The sequence below is a fragment of the Acinetobacter sp. ANC_7682 genome, from assembly GCF_056779795.1.
The window spans coordinates 94,084-120,479 of record NZ_JBWYIQ010000001.1 but is presented as its reverse complement, the minus strand read 5'-3'; the positions used below and the strand labels follow the sequence as shown (position 1 = coordinate 120,479).

The 26,396-nt window shown below is 38.1% G+C and carries 27 protein-coding genes and 1 other RNA gene; 6 read left to right on the top strand and 22 right to left on the bottom strand.

Features of this window, described 5'->3' with window-relative positions:
- Nucleotides 1–16: 16 nt before the first annotated feature.
- The 7 genes from AC1M9D_RS00580 to AC1M9D_RS00550 all read right to left on the bottom strand — a co-directional run bounded on the left by AC1M9D_RS00580 (nt 17) and on the right by AC1M9D_RS00550 (nt 8,186).
- Nucleotides 17–1,459 carry an adenylate/guanylate cyclase domain-containing protein gene (locus AC1M9D_RS00580; protein ID WP_035263632.1) on the bottom strand — a complete coding sequence of 481 codons (1,443 nt, stop codon included), beginning with the start codon at nt 1,457–1,459 and terminating at the stop codon, nt 17–19.
- A 52-nt stretch (nt 1,460–1,511) separates the two neighbouring features.
- Nucleotides 1,512–1,949, bottom strand: coding sequence for an HIT domain-containing protein (locus AC1M9D_RS00575; protein ID WP_035263634.1), 438 nt, complete (start codon nt 1,947–1,949; stop codon nt 1,512–1,514).
- Nucleotides 1,950–2,173: 224 nt separating this feature from the next.
- The gene (gene mfd, locus AC1M9D_RS00570) at nt 2,174–5,632 is read right to left on the bottom strand and encodes a transcription-repair coupling factor (RefSeq protein ID WP_481611304.1); all 3,459 of its coding nucleotides are present in this window, start codon (nt 5,630–5,632) and stop codon (nt 2,174–2,176) included.
- A 101-nt stretch (nt 5,633–5,733) separates the two neighbouring features.
- On the bottom strand, nt 5,734–6,084 hold the full coding sequence (locus tag AC1M9D_RS00565) for a hypothetical protein (protein WP_180027816.1): 351 nt from the start codon (nt 6,082–6,084) through the stop codon (nt 5,734–5,736).
- Nucleotides 6,085–6,183: 99 nt separating this feature from the next.
- Nucleotides 6,184–6,969, bottom strand: a complete 786-nt coding sequence (locus AC1M9D_RS00560) for a glutathione S-transferase N-terminal domain-containing protein (protein WP_180027815.1) — start codon at nt 6,967–6,969, stop codon at nt 6,184–6,186.
- A 30-nt stretch (nt 6,970–6,999) separates the two neighbouring features.
- On the bottom strand, nt 7,000–7,509 hold the full coding sequence (gene rraA, locus AC1M9D_RS00555) for a ribonuclease E activity regulator RraA (RefSeq protein ID WP_180027814.1): 510 nt from the start codon (nt 7,507–7,509) through the stop codon (nt 7,000–7,002).
- Nucleotides 7,510–7,520: 11 nt separating this feature from the next.
- The gene (locus tag AC1M9D_RS00550) at nt 7,521–8,186 is read right to left on the bottom strand and encodes a Rossmann-fold NAD(P)-binding domain-containing protein (protein WP_481594610.1); all 666 of its coding nucleotides are present in this window, start codon (nt 8,184–8,186) and stop codon (nt 7,521–7,523) included.
- A gap of 215 nt (nt 8,187–8,401) precedes the next feature.
- Between AC1M9D_RS00550 and rpsT the strand changes: the two genes are divergently transcribed.
- Entirely contained in the window at nt 8,402–8,671 is a 270-nt protein-coding gene (rpsT, locus tag AC1M9D_RS00545; RefSeq protein ID WP_035263646.1) for a 30S ribosomal protein S20, read from the top strand.
- A gap of 78 nt (nt 8,672–8,749) precedes the next feature.
- On the opposite strand, the gene AC1M9D_RS00540 is transcribed toward rpsT, so the two are convergent.
- The 3 genes from AC1M9D_RS00540 to AC1M9D_RS00530 form a co-directional block, all read right to left on the bottom strand.
- Nucleotides 8,750–9,487 (bottom strand): histidine phosphatase family protein, encoded by a 738-nt coding sequence (locus tag AC1M9D_RS00540; RefSeq protein WP_481610540.1) that lies wholly within the window; start codon nt 9,485–9,487, stop codon nt 8,750–8,752.
- Between the two features lie 61 nt (nt 9,488–9,548).
- A complete protein-coding gene (locus tag AC1M9D_RS00535; protein WP_180027811.1) occupies nt 9,549–10,397 on the bottom strand; it encodes a 3'(2'),5'-bisphosphate nucleotidase CysQ family protein in 849 nt (282 codons plus the stop codon).
- A 322-nt stretch (nt 10,398–10,719) separates the two neighbouring features.
- Complete coding sequence (locus tag AC1M9D_RS00530; RefSeq protein WP_171076720.1) at nt 10,720–10,857, bottom strand: hypothetical protein; 138 nt, start codon at nt 10,855–10,857, stop codon at nt 10,720–10,722.
- A 297-nt stretch (nt 10,858–11,154) separates the two neighbouring features.
- Here AC1M9D_RS00530 and AC1M9D_RS00525 point away from each other — a divergent pair, with 297 nt between their 5' ends.
- From AC1M9D_RS00525 to AC1M9D_RS00510, 4 genes are all read left to right on the top strand, one after another.
- Nucleotides 11,155–11,847 (top strand): HAD-IA family hydrolase, encoded by a 693-nt coding sequence (locus AC1M9D_RS00525; RefSeq protein ID WP_180027810.1) that lies wholly within the window; start codon nt 11,155–11,157, stop codon nt 11,845–11,847.
- A complete protein-coding gene (locus AC1M9D_RS00520) occupies nt 11,831–12,271 on the top strand; it encodes an RNA-binding S4 domain-containing protein (RefSeq protein ID WP_035263651.1) in 441 nt (146 codons plus the stop codon). Before AC1M9D_RS00525 ends, AC1M9D_RS00520 begins: the two co-directional genes overlap by 17 nt.
- A gap of 146 nt (nt 12,272–12,417) precedes the next feature.
- On the top strand, nt 12,418–13,461 hold the full coding sequence (gene recA, locus AC1M9D_RS00515; RefSeq protein ID WP_035263652.1) for a recombinase RecA: 1,044 nt from the start codon (nt 12,418–12,420) through the stop codon (nt 13,459–13,461).
- A gap of 67 nt (nt 13,462–13,528) precedes the next feature.
- A complete protein-coding gene (locus tag AC1M9D_RS00510) occupies nt 13,529–14,155 on the top strand; it encodes a regulatory protein RecX (protein WP_481592755.1) in 627 nt (208 codons plus the stop codon).
- A 27-nt stretch (nt 14,156–14,182) separates the two neighbouring features.
- On the opposite strand, the gene ffs is transcribed toward AC1M9D_RS00510, so the two are convergent.
- Nucleotides 14,183–14,279: signal recognition particle sRNA small type (gene ffs / locus AC1M9D_RS00505), an RNA gene on the bottom strand.
- A 285-nt stretch (nt 14,280–14,564) separates the two neighbouring features.
- Here ffs and AC1M9D_RS00500 point away from each other — a divergent pair.
- The gene (locus AC1M9D_RS00500; RefSeq protein ID WP_481592670.1) at nt 14,565–15,392 is read left to right on the top strand and encodes a YbgF trimerization domain-containing protein; all 828 of its coding nucleotides are present in this window, start codon (nt 14,565–14,567) and stop codon (nt 15,390–15,392) included.
- A 48-nt stretch (nt 15,393–15,440) separates the two neighbouring features.
- Here the strand turns inward: AC1M9D_RS00500 and lpxA are convergent, their stop codons facing one another.
- The 11 genes from lpxA to pyrH all read right to left on the bottom strand — a co-directional run bounded on the left by lpxA (nt 15,441) and on the right by pyrH (nt 26,361).
- Nucleotides 15,441–16,229 carry an acyl-ACP--UDP-N-acetylglucosamine O-acyltransferase gene (gene lpxA / locus AC1M9D_RS00495; RefSeq protein ID WP_035263657.1) on the bottom strand — a complete coding sequence of 263 codons (789 nt, stop codon included), beginning with the start codon at nt 16,227–16,229 and terminating at the stop codon, nt 15,441–15,443.
- On the bottom strand, nt 16,226–16,708 hold the full coding sequence (gene fabZ / locus AC1M9D_RS00490) for a 3-hydroxyacyl-ACP dehydratase FabZ (protein WP_035263658.1): 483 nt from the start codon (nt 16,706–16,708) through the stop codon (nt 16,226–16,228). Before fabZ ends, lpxA begins: the two co-directional genes overlap by 4 nt.
- 1 nt (nt 16,709) lies before the next feature.
- Nucleotides 16,710–17,780 carry a UDP-3-O-(3-hydroxymyristoyl)glucosamine N-acyltransferase gene (gene lpxD, locus AC1M9D_RS00485; protein WP_092766345.1) on the bottom strand — a complete coding sequence of 357 codons (1,071 nt, stop codon included), beginning with the start codon at nt 17,778–17,780 and terminating at the stop codon, nt 16,710–16,712.
- Nucleotides 17,781–17,783: 3 nt separating this feature from the next.
- Complete coding sequence (locus AC1M9D_RS00480; protein WP_481611275.1) at nt 17,784–18,272, bottom strand: OmpH/Skp family outer membrane protein; 489 nt, start codon at nt 18,270–18,272, stop codon at nt 17,784–17,786.
- A gap of 29 nt (nt 18,273–18,301) precedes the next feature.
- Nucleotides 18,302–20,824, bottom strand: a complete 2,523-nt coding sequence (bamA, locus tag AC1M9D_RS00475; RefSeq protein WP_481611274.1) for an outer membrane protein assembly factor BamA — start codon at nt 20,822–20,824, stop codon at nt 18,302–18,304.
- Nucleotides 20,825–20,865: 41 nt separating this feature from the next.
- Nucleotides 20,866–22,221 (bottom strand): RIP metalloprotease RseP, encoded by a 1,356-nt coding sequence (rseP, locus tag AC1M9D_RS00470; RefSeq protein ID WP_481611273.1) that lies wholly within the window; start codon nt 22,219–22,221, stop codon nt 20,866–20,868.
- 1 nt (nt 22,222) lies between these two features.
- The gene (ispC, locus tag AC1M9D_RS00465; protein WP_481594601.1) at nt 22,223–23,419 is read right to left on the bottom strand and encodes a 1-deoxy-D-xylulose-5-phosphate reductoisomerase; all 1,197 of its coding nucleotides are present in this window, start codon (nt 23,417–23,419) and stop codon (nt 22,223–22,225) included.
- Nucleotides 23,420–24,244 (bottom strand): phosphatidate cytidylyltransferase, encoded by an 825-nt coding sequence (locus AC1M9D_RS00460; protein WP_035263666.1) that lies wholly within the window; start codon nt 24,242–24,244, stop codon nt 23,420–23,422.
- A 2-nt stretch (nt 24,245–24,246) separates the two neighbouring features.
- Nucleotides 24,247–24,993 (bottom strand): polyprenyl diphosphate synthase, encoded by a 747-nt coding sequence (gene uppS / locus AC1M9D_RS00455; RefSeq protein ID WP_481594600.1) that lies wholly within the window; start codon nt 24,991–24,993, stop codon nt 24,247–24,249.
- A gap of 8 nt (nt 24,994–25,001) precedes the next feature.
- The gene (gene frr / locus AC1M9D_RS00450; protein ID WP_035263669.1) at nt 25,002–25,556 is read right to left on the bottom strand and encodes a ribosome recycling factor; all 555 of its coding nucleotides are present in this window, start codon (nt 25,554–25,556) and stop codon (nt 25,002–25,004) included.
- Between the two features lie 76 nt (nt 25,557–25,632).
- The gene (gene pyrH / locus AC1M9D_RS00445) at nt 25,633–26,361 is read right to left on the bottom strand and encodes a UMP kinase (protein ID WP_035263670.1); all 729 of its coding nucleotides are present in this window, start codon (nt 26,359–26,361) and stop codon (nt 25,633–25,635) included.
- Nucleotides 26,362–26,396: the final 35 nt, after the last annotated feature.

Here is a 26,396-nt window from a genome sequence, read left to right as displayed (position 1 = left end):
ATGTAGATATAAAATCCTAATTTAGATATTTTACTTCATCAGATAGTTTTAACTTCACAATACCAGAAGAGTTGGTTAAATCTTGCTGAAGTTTAATACGTTCAATCATTTTTTCTAAAACTGCGATTAATTCAGCATATTCGTAATTTTGTACTTCTTCCATATTCAGCACCAGTTGAAACCCTTTGTACTCGTAATCAAACCAATGTTGATGGGTTTGCTTGGTGCTATATTTTTCCATGACCTGCCAACTTTTAATTGAACCATGAATCCCTTTCAGCTCTATAGGTTCCTGAGGTGCACAAAGATAATAGTTTTTAACTAACTTATAAGTCTCATCCGAGATTAAAATTTCATCAATTTCTGCAGCATTTTGAAGTCTTGCAGCTAAATTTGCATCCCGCCCAACAATGGTATATGCCATTCGATGAACTGCGCCATAGTTACCAACGTGACAATAACCTGTACTAATGCCCATACGTATATGCAGTGCTGAGTATCCCATTTTCACCCAGCGTTCACGCAAAAATTTCATTTGTTGACGCATTGCCATCGCCATATCGATGCAATTTTTGGCATCCTGCTCAACCCCTTGCGAATCTGGATCTCCAAAGAAAATGAGAATCGCGTCTCCCATAAACTTGTCAATTGTTCCACCATATTGCTTGGCAATTTCAGTCATATGGCTCAGATAATCATTCAAAACAAAAGCTAAGTCATCTGGAATAAGAGTCTCTGAAAGCTCAGTAAATCCCTGAATGTCAGAGAAAAAAATCGTAATTTTTTTTCGTTTATATTCAAGTTTCGCTTCAGTTTCACCACGCATGATTGATTGCCACAATTGAATTGGTGCATAGCGGCTTAACTGATTCGATAACTCAATATATCGATTCATTTCTTTAAAATAAGTTTGACGTTGAACATCTAATTTTTTTACACGTCGATTCTGATAATAATTAGCAAAATTCACAAAAAGAATCGCACATATACACGAGACTACGGACAATTCGATTGAAGTTTGCTGGAAATAATCTTCAAAACCAAAAATAAAAATTGTACAAATATAAAAAACAATGATCGCAACTAAAATTGCAATCGAACTCACCATCATCGAAATTTTATTATTAACGGCGGTAAACACCAATCCAAACAGGAAAACAAATGTTGGCAACAAACTTAAATGCACTGCTGCTAAGGCGGTAGCTACAACAACAACATCAATAATAAAGAACGCAAAACGTCTGGTTTTACTACCATAACGATATTGGATACTGTGTGAAATTCGGGGTGCCAATAGAATCAGCAAAAAAATAAATAGAGGGTATAAAATCTGATAATTTTGGTTTTGTGAAGTGAAATAATAGATCACAACAAGAATCGCGATCATCACATACCCCATCATCCTGAGGAGTACTTCAAACTGCTGTGGCTCTTTATCCAGCATTCGTTCAAATGGCAATTGCTATTACCTCAATTCACATTATTTTTATTCTTCCTTGAAATTGACGTATTTACTCCATACGCCAATCGAAAGGCATGTCACCTTGACCACGTAGCGCGAGCATGAGCGTTTGACGCATATGCGCTAAAACATCATTACTGTAAGGAACTGCAGGTGAAGCACCCCAAACAGGCTTAGGCCATGCAGAATCATTCTGATAACGAACTACATGATGAAAATGAAGTTGAGGAACCATATTTCCTAGTGCTGCAACGTTCATTTTATCCGCACGGAAAACTCGAGATAATTGACTAGATAACCAGCTAGATTCTCTTAAAAATTGTTCTTGGTCTGCTTGGCTTAATTCATATAATTCAGTTACACCAGGAACACGCGGTACCAAAATCAACCATGGAAATTGCATGTCATTCATTAAACGACAAGTTGAAAGTGGAAAGTCGCCAACAAAAAAAGTATCTTGAGCAAGTTGTGGATGCAAACTAAACATATATTTATAAATGACGCAAAAATTAAATGGATAGCTAATACTAACACAACAGTTTTAGACTGAGTATTATTAGTCATGTGTTTCGATACAAAAAAATATGTATTTCATTGATTTGAATCTCACTCATTCATTGCAATGCATCGCTAAAAAATCAACCTATAAGGTTGACTGTCAGCCAGTGCATTTTGAGCAATGAACAAGTCTAGATTCAAGCCCAACTTAGATCAGTTGAGCCCTCTCATCAACTCATCTAAAAGATCATTAATAAACTGAATTCTTTTATCATTTTCCTCAAGCATAACCATCACTTTCAGACGTTGACCACCGTCCATTCTAAAAAATGTCGGATGTTTTTGCATCATTTGGATAATACTCATCGCTTGAACAGGAGTATCAGGTGAAAATTCAATTTGGCCACCCTGCTTACTCCAATCAATTTTGGTAATACCTAATTTTTCTGCTTTTATACGCACCTGATGAACAGTAAAAAGATATTTCACTTGTTGAGGTAGCACACCAAAACGATCGATAAGCTCCATACGGATATGATCGAGTTTTTCTTGTGTATCCGTATTACTAATTCGCTTATAGAACAATAAACGCTGATGCACATCACCTAAATATTCATCTGGAATTAATGCAGGCATATGTAAACTAATTTCAGCCGTGAGTGACAAAGGGGCATCAAAGTTAGGAGTCTTACCATTTTGGATAGCTTTAGTCGCTTTCTCAAGCATTTCCATATATAGACTATATCCAATTGCATGCATTGAACCACTTTGTTGCTCACCTAAAAGCTCGCCTGCTCCACGTATTTCTAAATCCTCTGTTGCCAATACAAAACCAGCGCCTAAAGTAGAAGCACGCTGAATGGCATCAAGTCGTTTTTCAGCATCACCTTTTAAGCCTTTAATAGACGGAACCATCAGATACGCATAGGCTTGATGATGAGAGCGCCCCACACGACCACGCAGTTGATGAAGTTGTGCCAAACCTAGCTTGTCTGCTCGCTCGATGATAATTGTATTGGCATTTGGTACATCAATTCCCGTTTCAATAATGGTCGAACACACCAATACATTATATTCTTTATGATAAAACTGCTGCATGACCTGTTCTAACTCACGCTCACGCATTTGACCATGCGCAACTGCAACCCGAGCTTCAGGAACTAACAACCGAATATTTTCAGCCGCTCGTTCAATGGTATCCACTTCATTATGCAAAATATAAACCTGACCACCACGTAATAGTTCACGCAAGATCGCCTCTTTCATCGTGGCATCGGTCTGCTCATTGACAAAGGTCTTAACAGCGAGACGGCGTGCAGGTGGTGTAGCAATAATTGAGAGGTCACGCATACCTGAAAACGCCATATTTAAGGTACGCGGGATTGGCGTAGCGGTTAGCGTCAGCATATCTACATCGGCACGCATCGCTTTAATACGTTCTTTATCTCGCACACCAAAGCGATGTTCTTCATCAACAATCATCAATCCAAGTTGTTTAAACTGGACATTTTCCTGCAAAATTTTATGCGTTCCAATGACGATATCAACTTTACCCTCTGCCAAATCTTCGATCGTTTTTAAGTGTGTTTTATTTGAGCCAAATCGAGATAACACTTCAATACGGATAGGCCAATCAGCAAATCGATCTTTGAAAGATTCATAATGCTGTTGCGCAAGTAAAGTTGTTGGAACTAAAACAGCAACTTGCTTATTGTTCTGTACAGCAACAAAAGCAGCTCTCATCGCCACTTCTGTCTTACCAAATCCAACATCACCACAGACTAAACGATCCATTGGTTTAGCTTGTTGCATGTCGTATAAAGTCGCTTCGATAGCATTCGCTTGATCAAGCGTTTCTTCATAAGCAAAACCACTAACAAACTGCATATAAGCAGTGTGATCTAATTCAAATTGAATACCTGGTTTTGAGTGGCGTCTTGCTTGAATATGAAGAAGTTCGGCTGCAACATCATGTATTTGCTCTAGTGCTTTGCGCTTAGCTTTATTCCAAGCATCAGTACCAAGTTTATGCAGTGGTGCTAAATCAGGATCACCTCCACTGTATCGACTAATCAGATGCAAATTGGTGACAGGAACATAGACTTTGGCATCATCAGCATAATTAAGTTGCAAAAATTCGTGGTCTTGCTCATCAATACATAAAGTCACTAATCCCGCATAGCGACCTACACCGTGATCAATATGAACTACAGGAGCACCTATACTTAATTCAGTTAAACTTTTAACTAAGAACTCTTCAGAAACTTCATGCTGGCGTTTTCTACGGCGTTGTACAACACGATGCTCATAGAGTTGATTTTCTGAAATGACAGATATTTGTCCTTTAATCTCCAAGCCACGTTCAAGTGGTGCATGCGTTACTGCTACTGAATATTGTTGATTAATAAACTCCTGATAATGCTCTACAACAGGAATTTCACCCATACTTGCTCGCAAGGAGTCCTTTAACGATTCACGACGTCCCGCACTTTCAGCAACGAGTAAGACAGGGTGTTGCGCAGCATCAATAAATGATTTTACAGCATGAAATGGCTGTTGATGTTTAGGCTCTACCGCTAAACGAGGTGGCTGTTCAGCAGAGGTATTAATTACACCCGCTTTAGGTTCAAAAACTTCGTCAGATGCGATAATACGAGGAAACTGATTGAGTTGTTCAAAAATTTGATTTTGTTGAAAGAAGATTTGTTCTGGAGCTAATAAAGGTTGATCAACATTATGACGTCGGTCTTCATAACGCTGATAAATATCTTTCCAAAATTGAGTTAATTCACTTTCAATATTTCGATCTGTAATGACAATGGAATGATTTGGTAAGTATGATGTAATACTACTTTGTTCTAGCATTTCTTTTTTTGAAAAGAACAGCGGAAAGTAATAGTCCAATCCGGGTGAAGATATACCCTCCATTACATCCTGATAAATCGGATTTTTTTTCGGGTTCGCCGTTGGAAACTCTTCAGCATAACGGTCTCGAAATTGAGCTCTACCTTCTTTTAAAGGAAACTCTTTAGCTGGTAAAACCTTAAAATGTTCAAGTTTCGTCGTGGTCCTTTGAGTTTCTGGATCAAAAAATTTCAAAGAATCAATTTCATCATCAAACAAATCTATTCGAATTGGAGCATCTTGCCCTGAAGCAAAAATATCAACTAAACTTCCCCGAACAGCAAATTCTCCATGATCATATACAGTATCGACCAAATGATAACCAGCCTGAATCAGGCGTTGTTTCTGCTTTTCTAAATCAATTTTTTGCCCAACGCTAATATCAAAATGCTCACCTAACACCCAAGACGTCGGCGCAACACGTTGTGCCAAAGTTGTGCTTGAAATGAGTAGTATCCCTTTTGCTGGCATATTAGAGAGCACTGATAATCTTTCTGAGACAATATCTTGATGCGGAGACAACCGATCGTAAGGTAAGATCTCCCAATCTGGAAAGATGGTGGGCTTCACACCATAAAATTCAAGTTCACTCTCAAGTTGAGCTAAATGTTGATTATTTCTAGCTACCAGAACAAAGAGTCGATCAGAGTTTTGACTTATTTCTTTTAAAAGCAAAGCGATGGCAGAGCCTTTAAGCGCCCCTAACCATCTTTTTTCGCCAGATTTTATTTGTGATAGATTAAGTTGAGAAATTTCTTTTTGGAACATGAAGATCGCTTTAAAAGTCTGGTAGGACATTGCACTATTTTATCATGTTCAAAATCGAGAATGAGTTATTTTTAGATATCACAAACATTCAGTCGCAAACATTAGCGCTCACGTTTGAATTCACGATAATAATCATTGAGCAATATCACGAATTTTTTTAACTGTTCTAGATTCTGTTGATTATTACCTAATCTCGTAGTAAAACGACCTGTATTCAACTCGAGATCTATTTTCTCTTTGATCAACATTCCCCGATAAAATAAATTTTCCAAATCATCAAAACGAGTAACCTTTCGGTTCGAAAAATATGACAATCTTTCATTTAGTTCATTCAAAACAACGTCATCGATAATATATCCTAATTCAGGATCATGACGAATTTGATGGGTCTGTAAATAAACTTGCTCAGCCGATGGTTTTTTTTGAAACAAATCAGAAATTTTTTTAAACATAGTTCGGTAAGAAAAGCTGAAAACTCAAAATAATGTTTTATCTTAGCATTTGGTCACGAATACACCTATATTCATGACCAAAAAGCACTCAAACTAAAATTAACCGTAATTTTTTCTTAAATATTCTACAATCTTCTTCGATTCGAACAATTTTACGCCTGTATTAGGATCAACTAAATACGGGACTTGTATATCCTTCCCCTTGCGATTCATTACCTTTACAACCTGCTCGCGTTTACCGCCAGCCAAAGGAATATATTTCCCAGGCTTCAATCGTAAAATCGCTGGTCCTTGATCCTGCCAACGTTCTTTAGCAACATTATGAAACTTAAATGGTAATTCAAGTTCTGTGAGTTCAGCGCGCACGATTCTGGTGTATGGACTCGCTTCAAACCCCCACAGCTCAATTAAATGCTCGGGTTGTGGTCTCTGCTTAATCGCTTTATTTATAAAAATCCCACGAGCACCATTAATCAGTGTTCCAGCTAGAGCAACTACAGGCAATTTGGGGTAGTGTGAGAATTGCTTCGGTGTTTGACCTGTCTCACCATAATGCTTAAAAAGATAGTGAATAATATCCTGAGACTCGTAAAGTTTAGCCCCAGTATTTTCATCAATTAAAAAAGGAAATTGAATCTTACCACCAAGTGTTTTTACTTGATCTCGATAGACCCTTCCACCTTTCGGACAAGGATACACTTCGTAGTCAAGATTAAGTAAAGTCAACACCTCTCTTACACGACGACAGAATGGTGATCCTTCAAATTCGTAAAGCTTTAATGCTTTTTCTGGCTGTTTAGGAAACGGTGTACCTGAAGTCCCACGTCCACCTTCTGCAACAGCTGAAGCTAGCGCCTGAGCCACTTTTAATTGATGAATCACCATACTGATTACCTCGTTTTTGTTTTATTTAAATTAATCGACTAATTTTGTCTTGGACACAATAATTCCATTATTGTCTGCATAGATATAATCACCTGGTTGGATTGTGATATTTCCAATTTGAATCGTGATATTGGTTTCGCCCACCCCTTTGCGATTACTTTTTTGAGGTATAGCCGCAAGTGCGTGCACGCCTAGATTTAAACTCGCAATAGCATCAACATCTCTAACACAACCATTAATAATGACACCACCCCATCCATATTTAACGGCAGACTCAGCAATCATATCTCCCATCAATGCACAACGCATGGAAGAACCACCATCTACAACTAAAACTTTGCCTTGCCCATCTGTAGCGAGTAACTCTTTTACTCGTGAATTGTCCTCAAAACATTTAACAGTGACAGCTTCACCCCCAAAGCTTTTTACACCGCCGTAACTTTTGAAGAATTTTCCATCAATAGATGGATACAATACTTGAATATCTAAATCAGGATGGTCATCCAGTAAATCACACGTCACAAATGTTGGCGTTGTCACTTTTTATACCCTCAGTTATGTTTTTGAATCTCTAAATTATCATAAATCTTAATTTTTTCATTTTGAGTTCTTGCGCTCACGACCATAGTATTAGCGACTTGCTCTGCTGTCACTGGCTTATATTTGAATGTATTTGGCAGAAATTGCGATACTCGTTTGAAAATACTCTGAGAAATATCTTCGAGTGTCCTTGTTTCAGCTCTTTCACCAATTAAGAGTGAAGGTCGAATGATCGCCAATTGATAGAGTGATAATGATTTTAGATAATTTTCTAACTTTCCCTTCACTTGATTATAGAAGAATGGAGATCTTTCATTCGCACCTTCCGCACTTACAATTGCAAAAAAAGTATCGGTATTCACGAGCAAATCAGCAAAATGAGCATTTATCTCAAAATCGATATTGTAAAAATTTTCTTTAGAGCCTGCTTTTTTAATTGTACTTCCTAGGCAACTAAACGCATGTGAGAATTCAGAAGCGTCCTCATCATTTAACATTAAAAAGTCATCAATGACCAACTGATCAACTTTGGTGAACTGTTCAAATTGTTCATCATGCTTACGAACAACTACGACAATTCTTTCGCAATCTACCAATTGATTCAAATGATTTACCAAAGATCGACCAACTAAACCAGTTGCCCCTATAACTATTGCACTTTTAATATTTTTAATCATTTTTTCGCCATTCCTTCCAATATTTATCTAATCTAACGTGCTAACCGCATTTTATCTGCATCAAAAATGTTGTCAAAGCATGTCAAGACTTGACTTTGCCGCATCATTTAATCACAATATGGCACTTGTTTACGGGCTGGTGTAAATTCTTCTAATGTTTGTATTTAGTTGAAATTTCAGCCCGCCCAGACCAATCAATTTCAAGGAGTGCACGAGTGGCAAACTCTGCTCAAGCAAAAAAACGTGCTCGTCAAAACGTTAAAGCACGTAAACACAACGCAAGCTTACGTTCTATGGTTCGTACTTACCTTAAACGCACAGTAGCAGCGATCGCTGCAGGTGACTATGCAGCAGCTTCTGAAGCTTACAAAACTGCAGTACCTGTAATCGACCGTATGGCTGACAAAGGTATCATCCATAAGAACAAAGCTGCTCGTCATAAGAGCCGTTTAAATGCACAAGTTAAAGCTCTAGCTTCTAACTAAGTTGCGTTAAAAAAAGCCCTTTAAGGGCTTTTTTTATATTTTAAATTTATCAACAATACTTAAATAATATTAAAATTACTATCTTTCTTGCTCTATAAATTCACGAATAGACAGCTCATTACATTCACCACGCCATATCCATTTCAATTTTGCATCTATGAATGCTTCACCTTCAAACCAAACAAACAAACCTTCCATCATTTCTGGCCAATCCTGCTGAATAATCTGTGTTTTACCTGAAATCACAGCCAGAATACCAGCCAGAATAGTGTCATGGCTAACCGCCAAACTTAATCCATGATTCTGTTGAGGGTGAGTTTGATAAAGCAAATGTAAAACATCAATCACACCTGTAATTGGCTGCTTCATCCCAGGTAAAGTATTGTTTACAAAGCTATTAATAAATCCCAAAGCACCTTGTTGCTTAAAATATGGCGCAGCTTGCTCGATATCTAAAACGAAGCTACCAGGCTCGACCAAAAGCCCCTGCTCAACAATTTTAATATGATGGGTATTTGACTTAGGATTGATTTGATCAGCACCTTGAATCATCAGTGCTGCAGTATCAATACAACGTTGAATTGGACTAGAAATACAGTGTTCAATCACACGATCTGTTTGATCAATAAGATAAGCCCCCCAAGCCTGTGCCAAATCCTTACCTTGATCTGTTAATTGCAAATCATATCCAGCGAGTCCTTGGCCCACCACCATTTCACGAATTGAGTGGCGAGTAAATAGTGTAACAGGCACAGCAACATCGGGCAGTAAATCAACCGCTCTGAGCATACTTGGAGGAAGCAACTTCAGCGACATAATAATTCTAATAAATGAAATTAATTTGACTATAACACGATGAAATTATAGTTCCACTCCCCTAAAGTACATTTGACAACGCATCTAAAGCCAATTGCCTCATTTCAGGATCACGATAGGCGATAAAACCATTATTCAAAACAGTATCACGCTGATTATAGGTAAATGGCACAGAATCCAAGGTCAACAAACCACCTCCTATGCTCTCTAGCAAGCCTTGTCCAGCACTAGTGTCCCACTCGGAGGTTGGATGAAATCTTGGGTAAATATCTATTTCACCCTCAAGCATCATACAAAATTTATAAGCACTTCCAGCTTCACGACGTATAACCGGTATTTCTCTTTCAATATAATCAATATAGTGTTGATACTTAGGATTTTTACTACTATGACTCAGCCCAATTTGGATGGCATCGACTGGTGAGGCTTTAAATTTGCAATATTTTTCCCAAATATTGTTCATAAATGAATATTTATAAGGAAGATCCGTCAAATAGCCCATATACATAACTTTCTCAGTCGGCACGACTATGACTGAAAATACAGTTTGATGGTTCTGAATAAGACTCAGATTAATTGTAAATTCATCACGTTCATGAATAAACTCCTTCGTACCATCCAAAGGGTCTAGCATCCAACATTGAGGCCATTCATGTCGCTCTGAATAATCACTTTCTTCAGAAATGATCGGAATATCAGGTGTAAGTTTTGCAAGCTCTCTGAGCAGATATTGATTGACCTTTAAATCTGCTTGAGTTACAGGAGAATGGTCATCTTTTTCGTTGATTTTAAAATCACGTCCAGCACAATAGTTTTGATATTCTTCTAATAATATTTGGCTTGCAACAGCCAAAATCGGAACCAAATTTAACATTTGTTGATCTTGGGGAGCATGCGTTGTGATAAACATGGATAAAACCTATTTTTTCTGGCGCTACACACTCTAAGCACGACGATCATATTAAGAACCTCAGCCTAAAATGCAGCGTGATTTAATTTGCATTGTTGGATTTATATTTATAGTAGCAAACCTATAAAATATAACCACTTTGAAACACATAACCCATTTCAATCATAAGAACTCTAACACTTTTAAAACAAAATCCGAAGCATGATTGCCAACAACCCTCAATACATCTTAAATAACACCCGCAATAGTTCCAAAAATCAGAGCGCGCCTTAGAGTCAGTATCAACATAAAAAAACAAGCCTTCTTAAAGAAGGCTTGTTTTTTATTTTTGCTCTTTGACTGGACTTTCAGGCTGTTCATTCGGTTTTTTTACAGGCTCTTTATTTTTAAAAGAGTCCTGATTCCCTTTATCCTCATTAGATTCTTTGTGTGGTTTCGAACTATTATCATGTTTTGTCATACTTCAAACTCCTATGCACCATTTTCAAAAAATATGATGCTTTCATAGCGACTTCTATACTATTTTTGTATTCATTATCAAGATCTAAATTTGTGACCTCACACATCTAATTCGATATAATACGAATGGAATGAAATATAGAAGTCACCACGCACACCCATTCTTGAAGTTCAATTTTAAAATGCTGATGCGAGTCCAACCTTTTGCATCAAATGATGGTGTAAATCGATATTTAAATAACACCCATTTTGTTGTTTTTATTTGTGCTAAATTGCAACAATACCTGAGGAAAGATGAATGAATAAACCCATCATCATGTTCGACATGGATGGAACCCTACTCGATCTTGCTTTTGACGATTTAATTTGGAATCACAAACTCCCTGAGCGACATGCCAAAACTCATCAAATCAGTTTAGAGCAGAGCAATCAAATTCTATTTAAATTTTATCAAGATCATAAGCACACGCTCGATTGGTATTCTACGCGCTTTTGGACAGCCAAAGTCGGCGTTAATACTTTTCAGCTTCAACACGATCACAAAGAATTCATCAAGCCGAGACAGGGATGCATTGCGTTATTATCAAGCCTTAAGCAAGCTGGATACCGAATGTGGTTAGTCACCAATGCTGATGAAAGAGGTTTGGCATTGAAAATGAATCAAGTTGACCTCACCTCTTATTTTGAAGTGATGATCAGCAGCGAAACGATCGGTTTTGCTAAAGAGCGTTTTGAATTTTGGGATCAATTACAGCAAATGCACCCATTTGAACCTCGTCACTGCGTTCTCGTTGATGATACTGCGGTTGTACTCGAAGGTGCTAAATCTTTTGGTATTGAGCATCTAATCACAATTACCCAACCATCTAGCGCTCAACCTGAGCGCGAAAGGTCTAAACTTCAGTATCCTGCAATCAATGATCTAAGATCATTAATCCCCTATTTAGACCAAATTAACCATGAGAAAGAAATGAATGTCAAAACAGCATGAAACTAAAATCACAGATTCAATGCGAATTGATAAGTGGCTTTGGGCAGCACGCTTTTTTAAAACCCGCTCAATTGCCAAAGCAGCAATAGAAGGTGGTAAAGTTCATCACAACAATGATCGTGTTAAAGTTTCCAGAGAAGTACGTGTAGGAATGGAGTTAACGATTCAGCAGGGATTTGAAAAGAAAACCGTCATTGTGAAAGCATTATCATCTGTACGAGGCGGGGCACCTACTGCACAATTACTCTATGAAGAAACTGAAGTCAGTATCGCGCGTCGTGAGTTGCTTTCTGCACAAAGAAAATTGCATAATCTTGCACGACCAGATCATCGACCAAGCAAAAAAGATCGACGTGATATTACAAGATTCCGTCAACAAAATGGTCAGCAATATGACGAAGTTTGGTCATACGATGATGAATAAGTTAAAGCGACAAATACTGTCGTTTTGAAGTTTAAAATTATAGAACAGTCCGATTTTTTCTGTCACTATAAATGCCGTGGACATTAGACTTAATTAAAGACATCCACTTAAGTTATCAGTGATTTACATCGTTTTGAGGTTATGAGATGGATGATAATAAAAGCAAAGCACTGAGTGCTGCTTTAAGCCAAATTGAAAAACAATTTGGTAAAAATACGGTAATGCGCCTTGGTGACAATACTGTTCAAGCTGTAGAAGCTGTATCTACAGGCTCTCTTACATTGGATATCGCACTAGGTATTGGTGGTTTACCTAAAGGCCGTATTATTGAAATTTATGGTCCAGAATCATCAGGTAAAACCACCATGACACTTCAAGCGATTGCGCAATGTCAAAAAGCTGGTGGTACTTGTGCATTTATTGATGCTGAGCATGCTTTAGATCCTCAATATGCTCGCAAACTTGGTGTAGATATCGATAACTTATTGGTGTCACAACCTGATCACGGTGAACAAGCACTAGAAATTGCAGATATGCTGGTCCGATCTGGCGCTATCGACTTAATTGTTGTCGATTCTGTAGCAGCCTTAACCCCTAAAGCCGAAATTGAGGGTGAAATGGGCGACTCTCATATGGGTCTACAAGCGCGCTTGATGAGCCAAGCATTGCGTAAAATTACAGGTAATGCAAAGCGCTCCAACTGCATGGTGATCTTCATTAACCAAATTCGTATGAAAATTGGTGTCATGTTTGGAAGTCCAGAAACCACTACTGGTGGTAATGCGCTCAAATTCTATGCTTCTGTACGCTTAGACATTCGCCGTATTGGTCAAGTAAAAGAAGGTGATGAAATAGTTGGTTCTGAAACACGCGTTAAAGTGGTGAAGAACAAAATGGCACCTCCTTTCCGTGAAGCATTATTCCAAATCATGTACGGTAAAGGTACAAATCAGCTTGCTGAATTGGTCGATCTCGCTGTACAACAAGAACTTGTTCAAAAAGCTGGTGCTTGGTATTCATACCAAGGCAACAAGATTGGACAAGGTAAGAACAACGTGATTCGTCACCTTGAGGAAAATCCTCAACTTGCACAAGATCTTGATCGCATGATTCGTGAACAGTTGTTAACCACAGCGACACCAGCCCCAACTGAAGAAAATGACGAAGAAGCAGATTTATTTGAAGTATAATTTTTCAAAAATTTGAAATCGAAGCGCCCAAATTCTGGGCGCTTTTGTTTAAGTGCATGGATTTAAAATGTCAGAGAAGTTTCCCAAGTTCATTCATTATGAGCAATTAAAATCAATAATGAATGAAGATGAACCTCAACATCTCATCAATGATCAACACTCGACTAGTCAACACCTAACCGATCAAGCACCAGATGAATGTGATTTAGATGATACTCATTCATCAGTTCTAGCACAGAATAAAGGCTTAACAGGGACTCGTTTGAGATCGTATGCATTTGCAGTCTTAACTCGCAAAGAATACTCAAAAAAAGACTTAATCGATAAACTTGCTTTGTATGCACAAAATAAGGAAGAGGTTTTGAGCTTAGTTGATGAGCTAGCGCGAGAAAATTATCAAAGTGATGCTCGCGTTGCAGAAATGACGGTACGCAGCCAATTACGTAAAGGAAAAGGTCCAAATCGAATAAAGCTAGCGCTTAAAAGCAAACACGTTGATAAAGCGTTGGCTGAACCAGAAATGGAAGAAATAGATTGGTATGAACAAGCATACTTATTGAAGGTCAAAAAATATGGCTATGAAGTTGCTCAGGACGCAAAATTAAAAGCAAAACAAATTCGCTTTTTACAATATAGAGGCTTTGAAATGGATGCGATTATGAAAGCTATAAAAAGAAAAGAGAATGAAGAATAAGAAATAAAATTATTATAATGGTGGCAACCCTACTAGCAAAACTCCGGCACATCATAGTTCTGATACCGTTGCTACCTTCCGGTCCTGGCGGGGTTCTCAGAGTACAATTGCGAAGCCACCAGCAGGGCTACCATTGCAAGAACAGAGTATAGAGATTTTTAACGATCTTGCAATACCATAATGGGCTTTAAAGGCACTAAAAAAGTTCAAGTGAATATTTACTAATCTATTAACAACAAACTTGATATTTTTCATCTAAATAACTTCAACTTAAATTTCTTCATTTATACAGTTTCATTGTAAATTTATATTGATTTTAAATGCTATGACGTTTTTAATGATCTGATTATTAAGAATTGAAAATACTCAAAGTTCAAATTTGAGTATGGATACAAATGGAATAATGAACATGCTCAATAAGCGTACTTTTCTTGCACTAGCATTGATGAGCTCAACATCAGTTTTTGCCAATATTCCTATCGAATCAAAAGGATTAAGCCAAAATTCAAGTTTGAACCAAACAGCAGTCGCAGTGAATAACACCGCTACCGCTCCTACCAACACCAGTTGGCAACTTATCCAACAAAATCAACGCTTAGAAAATCAAATTCGTGCACTTCAAGGCAAATTAGAAGAACAAGAACATCAAATTAATCAACTGACCAACGAATTAAAAAATCGCTATACAGATCTAGATCAAAGATTAGAACTCCTCCAACAAAAAATTGATCCTGTTGAAGAGTCCAATGCCGAAGATTCTAATGCCGCACCACCCGCTCCCAATGAGCCAACTGCACCAAACACTAGCACTAACTCAAATACCACAGCATCACAAAATGCAACGAACTTGAATCAAACCAACCAACAAGAACTTGATAAAGCAGCTTATACAGTTGCCTTAGATGCATACAAACAAGGTGGCGCAAAAAAAGCTATTGCACCTATGCAAAACTTTGTACGTAACAATCCAAATAGTGTGTATACAGGTAATGCCTATTTTTGGTTAGCTGAGTTCAATTTAGCAATTGAACCACCCAATTATGAAGAAGCAAGAAAACACTATGAAACTGTCGCTTCGAAGTTCCCAAATTCAGGAAAAGCAGCTCGATCTTTGTATCAGCTGTATAGCATCGCGAAAGATGTAAATAAAAATGTTCAAACTGCTGAAATTTACAAAAATAAATTATTAAGCACATATCCTGACTCAGAAGAAGCTGGATATTTCAAAAAAAGTTAAATAAAAAAGACATCATAAGATGTCTTTTTTTTATGTTAGCAAAAGCCCTTAACGAACAATACCGCGTTTAGATTCATTCAGAGAATCTATAAGGAGCTGTGCTTCAGAAACATTTGGTAGAATTTCAGCAGTAATCTGCTCAATGGCTTGTTGTGTCGTCAGACCACTTTTATAAATCAACTTAAATGATTCTCTCAAACCATTGATTACATCTTTAGACCAACCCTTACGACGCATACCTTCTACATTCATTCCAAATGCATGCGCCGGATTACCAGACACCATCACATAAGCAGGAACATCCTTCAAAATCAATGATGCTCCACCAATCATGCTGTATGAGTCGATTTTACAGAATTGATGAATACCGGAGTTGCCACCGACAACAACGAAGTCACCAACATGCACATGACCTGCGACACCAACATTGTTTGCAAAAATGTTGTTATTACCCACCACACAGTCATGCGCAATATGCGTATTCACCATTAAAAGGTTATTACTACCAATTTTAGTAATACTTTGATCCTGCACTGTACCGCGATGCAGACTGCAATGCTCACGAATTTTGTTGTTGTCGCCAATCTCAAGCCAAGTTTCTTCACCAGCATACTTAAGATCCTGACACACCTCACCCACACTGGCAAACTGGAAAATTTCGTTTGATTTACCGATGCGAGTATATCCACCAACCACCACATGAGAATGTAACACTGTCCCACTATCAATCGTCACATGAGGACCAATAATCGAATAAGGACCAATTTTTACATCAGAAGCAATCGTTGCCGTAGGATCAATAATTGCTGTAGGGTGGATTAAATCACTGTTACTCATGCTTGCTCTAATTTCTGATGAGAAATAATAATTTCAGCTGTCGCTGCAATTACACCATCAACGCTCGCACTACAAAGATACTTGTAAATACCACGTTTCTGCATTACAAGCTCTGATTTTAACACGAGTTGATCACCAGGAACGACTTGTTTTTTAAACCGAACTTTTTCAGCGCCAGCAAAAAGAAAAAGTGAACCAGGTTTGGGTTTTTCATTGTTCATGATAAAGCCAAGAACGCCAGAAATTTGTGCCATCGCCTCAACGATTAAGACACCCGGCATGATTGGATAACCTGGAAAATGACCTTGCATAAACTCTTCATTTATGGAGACATTTTTAAATCCGACAATTCCATTCTCAGTCACTTCTGTAACACGGTCTACCAATAGAAATGGATAACGATGCGGCAAATATTCACGAATAGTTTGAATATTCATCGGCAATTCAGGAATTGAAAAAGATAAAGTAGACTCTGTCATATTATTTACGCAATTTTAAAGTTGATTCGATTGACTCTAACTGAGCCTGCATATCATCTATTTGTTTGACTAATTTGGTCAATGGCACATCTGCTAATTGTCTTAGACGAACAACTGTTCGTTTCCAACGAGAATTTTCGAGCAATCCCATTCCTGAAGAATATGTACCAGCTTCTAAAATGCTACCTGTGACCATTGACATTCCAGTAAGCGTTACATTATCTACAATTTTTAGATGTCCTGAGATACCACAAGCACCTGCAAGGATACAGTTTTTGCCAATCACAGTACTGCCCGCGATACCGCATTTTGCAGCAATCGCAGTATTTTCACCGATTTGAACGTTGTGTGCGACTTGCACAAGATTATCAATAATCACACCATCATGAAGTATAGTGTCATCCAAAGCGCCACGATCAATACTACAGTTAGAACCAATTCTGACATCATTTCCAATTTGAACAGACCCGAGTTGAGCAATTCGGTTCCACTTACCTTGATAAGGAGCAAAGCCAAAACCCTCTCCGCCAATTACGGTATTCGCATGGATACGAACACGTTTAGCAATTTTAGATCGACCCGTAATCGTGACATGCGAATCAATGAAACAATCCTCACCGATTTCAACATACTCATCAATTTTAGTTTGCGAATGAATTACTGTATTTGAACCAATCACTGCATGTGGGCCAACTACAACGTAATGACCAATGTATACATTATCTCCTATCATAGCACTCGGATCGATTACTGCGGTGGCCTCGATACCACGTTGCACAGTTTTAGATTCAAACACATGAGTTAAAATCGCGAAAGCAAGATACGGATTTTGTACGACAATAAAATTATTATGCTGATTAAGCTGAGCCTGCATCTCAGAAGTGACAATTAACGCACCTGCTTGAGATGAAATCGCTTCGTCTAAATACTTATCAGAATTTACAAAAGAAATTTGGTTTGAGTTCGCTTGAGTTAAACTTGCAAGACCCTCTAGCAACAGATCTGCATCACCAATAACTTGGCCTTGTACAAGTTTGGCCAAGTGATCGAGACGAAATTGATTTGATTTCATTGACTATTTGATTGCATTAACCTTTTGAATCATTTTAGCAGTTAAATCGTATTTTGGGTCATATGCCAAGGCAGCATTTTTATTTAAAACTAAATCAAGATTATTTTCTTTGCGCAATTGTTCAGCAACTTGTTTAATTCTTGAGTCAAAAACTTTGTTTGTATTTTGAATGGTGCTTTGAACACGTGATTGAACAGTCTGTTGCAAAGATTGAAATTCGCTCATCTTCGTTTGATATTGAGAGGATAGTTGCTGGGCATTAAATTGATTGGCTTGAGCTGATTTAGCCAAAGCTTCAATTTCTTTACCTAACTGTTCCAACTTCACCGTTTGCGGTTTAATTGTCTGCTCAAGCTGAGTATTCTGCTGCTTTAAATACGTGCTATTTTCTACTACTTTTTCTAAATCGATTACCCCATATCCTGCTGCATGTGCAAAGCCAACTACAGATGTGAGTAAAGCCGTTGATATCATTGTTTTAAATATATTCATTATTATTCCTTTTAAGGCAAAAGGCCGTACTAGAAAGTACGACCAATTTCAAATTGAACAGACTTAGTTTCATCACCAGGCTTATCATTCAGTGGGTACGCATAGCTTAATGATAGTGGACCAATCATCGTAATCCATGTGAAGCCTACACCAACACTATAACGCATATTTCCGGCATCGAAGCCAAAGTTATCTTTACAGTACTGTCTAGCATCGAATGCCGTCGGATTGGTTGCGCCAAAATAAATATTTCCAGTAGGTACGTCACATTGAGTGTCGAACACTTGAGCACCTTCTGCAAAAATAACAGGACGGACCTGTCGCGCCCAGTCGCCTTTAAAAGGAACTGGTAAGATTAATTCAGTGCCAAATTGAACTAATGCATTACCCCCCACCTCTTCAGGGTTTCTATCTTCTCTAGTTAGAGCAGCATCTGTAATACTCGGATATTTTGGACCTAATGTACTATTATCGTAACCACGAACAGACCCATAACCACCAGCGTAATAGTTTTTATAGAATGGTAAATCATTACCGAAACCTACCTTACCATAACCACGCCATACAAAATCCTTTCCTAAAGGAATAAAGGCTTGAGTATCGTATGTTACCTTCTGATATTCAACATCACTACCCGGCAATGCAATCTCTGCATTAACACGATGAGACATACCCGACGTTGGGAAGCGTGGATTATTTAATGTGTTATAAGACCAACCTAAATTTAAACTATAAGTAAAGAAATCACCTTTAAACTCATTACCGTACTCAACTTCAGGTTCAGAGCAAGGTTCATAACCAATTACATTACCGTTATCATCTTTAATTGGCTCTAAGTCGACTGGACAATACTTACCAGTACTTGTTTCCCTACCACCATTGGCAAGTAAATAATCACGTACATAAGTAGAAACAAATGGACCAGTCGTTACTTCAGTTTGATCAATATTAATACCAGCACTTAAGCTCTGATTCTCATCAATTGGGTAACCAAAGCTCAGACCACCACCGAAGCTATCTGTAACATAATTGTTAACGTTATAATCTTCGTCTAATTTCGTCTTACGATAATAGAGATTGTAACCACGGCTGACACCATCAATTGTAAAGTATGGATCAGTAACACTTAGGTTATAATAATCTTGTGTCTCAGAACGAGAAAGATCAATCGCTACCCGGTTACCTGTACCTAAGAAGTTAGTTTGACTTAAGCCTGCTTGGAATGTGATACCACCATTTTGCGAATAACCAACAGCTAAAGTACTTGATCCTGAGTGTTGTTCTTCAACAGCGATATTCAAATCGATTTGATCAGGCGCTCCTGGAACACGTACAGGCTTAACATCAACTTTGCTGAAAAATCCAGTACGCATCAAACGGACTTTTGAAAGATCAATTTTTTCATTACTCGCTAATGCACCTTCCATCTGGCGCATTTCACGACGTAAAACCTCATCAGCAGTCTTGGTATTACCTGTAAAATTAATACGTCTAACCGTAACTTGCTGACCCGGATTGATGTAATAATTCAAATTAACTTTTTTTGTTTCATTGTCAATTTGAGGCACAACATTAATTTCCGCATAGTAATAACCAGCATTACCATACTTACGCTGTAATAACTGTTTTACTGCATTCACCAACTCTTGTGAGTAAGTTGCATCATCTTTATAAATCTTTAGTGCACGAAGATCTTCGTCTTTATATAAAGCATCACCTAAAAATTTGGTTTCACCAAATTTAAATTGCTCACCCTCATTCATTGAAACTTCAATGAAAATATTTTTTTTATCTTCACTGATATTCAAATTAGAGTTGGTAATTTCAAAATTGATATAACCTTTATTAAGGTATAAAGCTCTTAATGCTTCAAGGCTTGCTGCCATTTTTTCACGCGCGTAGCGATCATTTCTGGAAATGACAGATAACCATCCGCTTTCCTTGACAGCAAAGACTTGCTTAATTTCATCGTCTTTAAATACAGTATTACCAATTAAATTAATTTCAAAAACTTTAGCTGGTTTACCTTCAATGAAATTAATATTGACATCTACACGGTTATTAGCTTTTGCAACAGTTTCAACCTGAATATCAGCATTGTAGCGACCTTGTTGTGAATACTGTTGTTCAAGCTCGGTTTCTAGCGTCTGAAGTGCAAATTTAGTGAGCACCTCACCTTCAGCTAGACCCATTTTCTTCAAGCCCTCTTCCAAGGCTTCTTTTGGAATGAGCTTATTACCCTTGAAATTGATTTTAGAAATAATAGGACGTTCAACGACTTTGAAAACCAAAACATCGTTTTCTTTGAAAGCTTGAATATCATCAAACGAATTAGAGGCATACAACGCACGGATCGCATTCGCAATCACTGGATCATTAATGCGATCCCCAGCATTCACCGGTAACATTGCGAGTACATTAGCTTGCGTTAGTCGAACTAATCCATCAACACGCACATCCCGCGCGATAAACTCGTCTGCTGCATATACTTGTTGTACTGCTGCCATTGCGCTAACGAGTGCCAATGGCATAAATAAATGTTTGTGCTGCATGCCTATTGTTTTCCAGTAAGTTAATTATCCATCTATAACGCTTATAAACGCATAAAATCATTAAATATTGCGAGAAACATCATACTTCCCAGCAACACCATACCAATTTTTAATCCAACCAATTGTATTTGTTCAGAAACAGGTTTACCACGAATTAATTCAATTATGTAATAAACTAAATGCCCACCATCCAACATCGGAATCGGAAGCAAATTTAATATCCCCAAACTCACACTCATTAATGCCATAAATGAAATGAAAGTTTGCCACCCCATTTCAGCACTTTGACCTGCAACTTTAGCGATCGTAATTGGACCCGAGAGATTATCCAACCCAATCAATCCACGAATCATTTTGACAATTGAGCCTAAGATCATAGATGATAATTGACCCGTTTTCTCAACCGCAACCACAAAAGCTTCCGCTGGATTATATTGAATTGTATGCTTATATTCAGCAGGAATATTGATCTGACCAGATTGAGCTTGAACTCCCAACATTCCTGTCGTATTCCCCATATTATCGCGCTTCCCTTGGGGCATGACCTTTAATTGAACGATCTCGCCTTGACGCATCACCTCAATATTCAATAGTTTTTCTGGTGATTTTTGTACTATATCAACAACTTCAAACCAATCGTTAATTTTTTTATTATCAATCGCGACAATTACATCACCTTCTTTCATCCCTTGGCGTATAGCAGCACCATCTTCAGATAATTTATGCACAACTGGTTGAATATGAGGTCGATATGGTAAAAATCCCAAGATTTCCAAAGGTGATTGAGACTGATCTTTTAGAAATTGCTGAATCGGTAAATTAAAAGTTTGTACCTGACCATCACGATCAGCTTGAATTTGAATCGTACCAGTTTCACCTACGCGATCAATCAGCGCATAATTCAATTTTTCCCAAGTTGGCGTCGCAGTTCCATCCACAGCTATGATTTTATCACCAGAACGCATCTCTACTTGTGCGGCTGGCGTATTTTCAATCACTTTACCAATTCGAGTGTTTAATTGTTCTTGTGCTGGTAAGAATAGAATCCAAAAAAGTAAAACAGCAAAAATTAAATTAACAAGTGGCCCCGCAGCAACGATTGCTATACGTTTTAAAGGGGATTGCCGATTAAACGCATACGGTAAATCTTCCGCACTTACATTACCTTCACGCTCATCCAGCATTTTTACATAACCACCTAAAGGTAATGCAGAGAGCTGATATTGGATACCCGATTTTTTAGAGGTCCACTTTAAAACTGTTGGACCAAATCCAATTGAATACACAAGAACCTTAACGCCAAGTTTTCGTGCTACCCAGTAATGTCCAAATTCATGAATTGCAATCAATGGACCTAGAAGCAAAATAGCCGCGACGATAATGAAAAGTATATTCATCTTAGGTACTCAGTGAATTCGTGAGTTGAATAGCATAGCGACGTGCAAGCGCATCAGTCTCTAAGATTAGCTCTAAAGAATCAGCATTTGAATTTTGAACATGATTCAAAGTGGATTCAACAACTTTAGGAATATCTAAAAATTTGATTTTATTTTTTAAAAATGCTTCAACCGCAATTTCGTTTGCAGCATTTAAGATCGCAGGCGCCAATCCTCCAGATTTCATTGCTTCACGAGCCAATTGCAGCGCTGGAAATCGCACAGTATCAGGCTGCTTAAAATTAAGCGTATCGTTTACAAATAAATCAAGCGAAGGAACATGTGTTTCAATCCGATCTGGCCATGCAAATGCATGTGCAATCGGCGTACACATATCAGGATTACCCATTTGAGCCAAAGTACTACCATCAACATACTGAACCATTGAGTGAATAATACTTTGTGGGTGCACAACCACTGTAACAAAATGTTCTTGAATTGAAAATAAATGACAGGCCTCGATCAACTCGAGACCTTTGTTCATTAGCGTTGCCGAATCAACTGATATCTTCTGCCCCATAGACCAATTAGGGTGCTTACAAGCCTGTGCAGGTGTCACCGTACTGAGCTCATCAAGCGTATGATGCAAAAATGGACCGCCAGAAGCAGTCAACAAAATTTGTGAGACACCTAACTGGGGTTTACCAGCTGTATCTAATTGCAAATAATTTTGAGGCAGGCACTGAAATATTGCGTTGTGTTCAGAATCTACAGGTAATAATAAGGCATTATTCTCTTTGGCAGCCTTCATCATGATGTCACCAGACATCACCAACGATTCTTTATTTGCTAGAAGAACACGCTTACCAGCTTGAACAGCAGCGAGTGTTGGCAATAATCCTGCCGCACCCACTATCGCCGCCATCACGATATCAACCTGAGGATGCTCAGCAACAGCGATTAAACCCGACTCATCAGAGAGAATTTCGGTTGAAGTGATATTTTTTAATTTGAAAAATTGATGTAGTTCATCCACCTTGCCTGAAGGTACAACAGCATACTGTGGATGATATTGTTGACATATTTCGCTTAACTGCTCTACACGACTAAATGCAGATACCGCAAAAACATTGTACTTCTCTGGATGTCGATCAATGACTTTTAAGGTACTTTGTCCAATTGAACCTGTTACACCTAATATACATACTGATTGAGACATCTATAAATCTACACCAACAAGTTTTAAAACAAATATTCCCGCAGCAAAAATAGGTGCGGCAGCAAGCAATGAATCAATGCGATCTAATACACCACCATGACCAGGCAAAATACGACCTGAATCCTTAATACCTGCACGACGCTTAATCATTGATTCAAATAAATCACCTTGAACTGAGCTAAATACTGTCAGCACAGATAGGAGTAAAAATAGAATATGCTCTACTGCGGTTAAATCTAAATAGTTAAATTGTACAAATAAGATAACAATGATGACTGTAATTACACCACCGATTAACCCTTCAATAGATTTATTCGGGCTCACCTCAGGTGCAAGCTTACGCTTACCAAGCTTCCTACCTACAAAATACGCCCCACTATCAGCACCCCACACTAAGAGGAATAGATACATGAGCCACCAAGGTGAACTTATCCAGACTTCGTATATTGCCGATACTGCAGCGCTAATAATCACTACACCAATCCAATTCAGTGAAGTGTTATACCACGCATCATAAAGAGGATATTGCTTAACCCAATAAATGGTAATAACCCAAGTAATAATCGAAGCACTCCACAACAGCAGTACTAGATCATCAAAATAAAGCGCAATTGCAGAAAATACCGCAGTGATTACACCAAAGCATCCTGCTTTAAATTTATTCACTTGATCAGTTTGACGAGGCATGAGTTTAAACCACTCATAGCCAGCCCCCCCGGCAGCGATAATCATTAACGCTAACATTGGATAAATGGATGTAGTTGCAAACATACAGCTCAAGACTACAGCCACTAAAATCAATGCGGTAATTATCCGCTCTAACATTATTAGTTCTCTATTTTCTCTTGTTGGACCTGCTCAGAAGTTTTTCCAAAGCGCCTTTCTCGCCCTAAAAACACACCAAAGGCATGATCCAATTCTTCTGTTGTGAATTCTGGCCACAACGTCTCAGTAAAATACAATTCAGCATATGCAGATTGCCATAATAAAAAATTAGACAACCGATAATCACCACCAGTACGAATCAATAAATCGACTGGAGGTAAGTCACCTAAACTGACATGCTGAGCAAACAAATCAACATCAACTTGAGCAACATCAATTTTTTGTTCTTTGACGAGTTGTGCGATTGTTTTAGCAGTTTGTGCGATATCCCACATTCCGCCATAACTCACAGCAATTGTGAGCGTCATTTCTGTGAAAGTAGCAGTCCTTTGTTCTGCTTGCAACATTAATTGTTGCAATTCTGGCGACAAACGAGAGCGATCCCCAATGAATCTTAGTCCAATTTGGAACTTAATCATTCGAGGGATTTGTTCATTAATCGTCTCTTCCAACAGTTTCATGAGCAAATCAACTTCGTATTGAGGTCGATTCCAGTTTTCACTTGAGAAGGCATAGACAGTAAGTGCTTTCACACCCACTTTACGACAATGCTCTACAATCGGATCAAGGACATTTTTTCCTTCACGATGTCCATCACCTTTTTGTAGATGTTTCTTTTTTGCAAAACGATTGTTGCCATCCATAATGATGGCAACATGTTGTGGCAGAAGCTCTGCTGAGATGGTCATTATATAGCTTAGACCTTCATCAACTCTGCTTCTTTTGCTGCTAAACGCTTTTCAACTTCAGCAACAAATTTATCTGTGATTTTTTGGATTTCATCGCCCGCACGACGCTCATCATCTTCAGAAATTTCTTTTTCTTTCAACAATGCTTTAATATCACCCAATACATCACGGCGAATATTACGAATCGCAACTTTTGCATTTTCAGCTTCGTTACGTGCCACTTTTTGCATATCACGACGTGTTTCTTCAGTTAATGCCGCCATTGGTACACGAATTGAATCAGCAGTAATTGGGTTCAAACCTAAATCTGACTCACGAATTGCTTTATCAATTGCAGCAACCATAGTGCGCTCGAAAGGTTGAACAAGCAATGTACGCGAATCTTCAACACCAATGTTAGCAACTTGGTTTAATGGCACATCAGAGCCATAGTAAGGAACCATTACGCCATTAAGAATTGATGGATGTGCACGACCTGTACGAACTTTAGCAAAACCATGCTCTAATGAGTCCAATGATTTATTCATGCGCTCTTCAGCATCTTTTTTAAGATCGTTAATCATGTGATCTTCCTTACCTAATTCTCAAAATTTAAATCAAAATAGTGTTTAGTATAAATAGCTTTGAAAGCCACGTACATCAATTAGTAACGTGAGTACCTTCTTTTTCACCCATAACCACTGATAATAATGCACCTGATTTATTCATATCGAATACTTGAAGTGGAACATTATGGTCACGGCATAAGCAAATCGCGGTTAAATCCATTACACCAAGTTTCTCATCTAAGACTTGGTCAAATGTCAATGCATCATATTTAACAGCATCTTCGTATTTGCTTGGATCTTTATTGTAGACACCATCCACCTTCGTCGCTTTGAGAATTAAGTTAGCCTCAATCTCAATACCACGTAAACATGCAGCCGTATCTGTCGTAAAGAATGGATTACCAGTACCCGCAACAAACACACAAACTTCACCATTATTTAAATGACGAATCGCATCACGGCTAGAATATGATTCTACAACTGTACCGATTGGTAATGCTGACATTAAACGGGTTTTGATATTACGACGTACCAATGCATCTCGTAGCGCCAAACCATTCATCACAGTTGCCAGCATACCCATTTGATCACCTGTTACGCGACCAACCAATCCATCTTGCTGTAATTGGCTACCACGATAAAGGTTACCACCACCCACAACGATACCAACTTGCACACCTAGACCAACCAAGTGAGCAATAGATAAAGACATTTGATCAAGGACTTGTGCGTCGATACCCATATCTTTATTGCCTGCTAGCGCTTCACCCGAAAGTTTTAGCAGAATACGACCAAAGCGTGGTTTTTTAGAATCTAACATTACAAACTCCAATATCCGAATTCATTTATATGTAT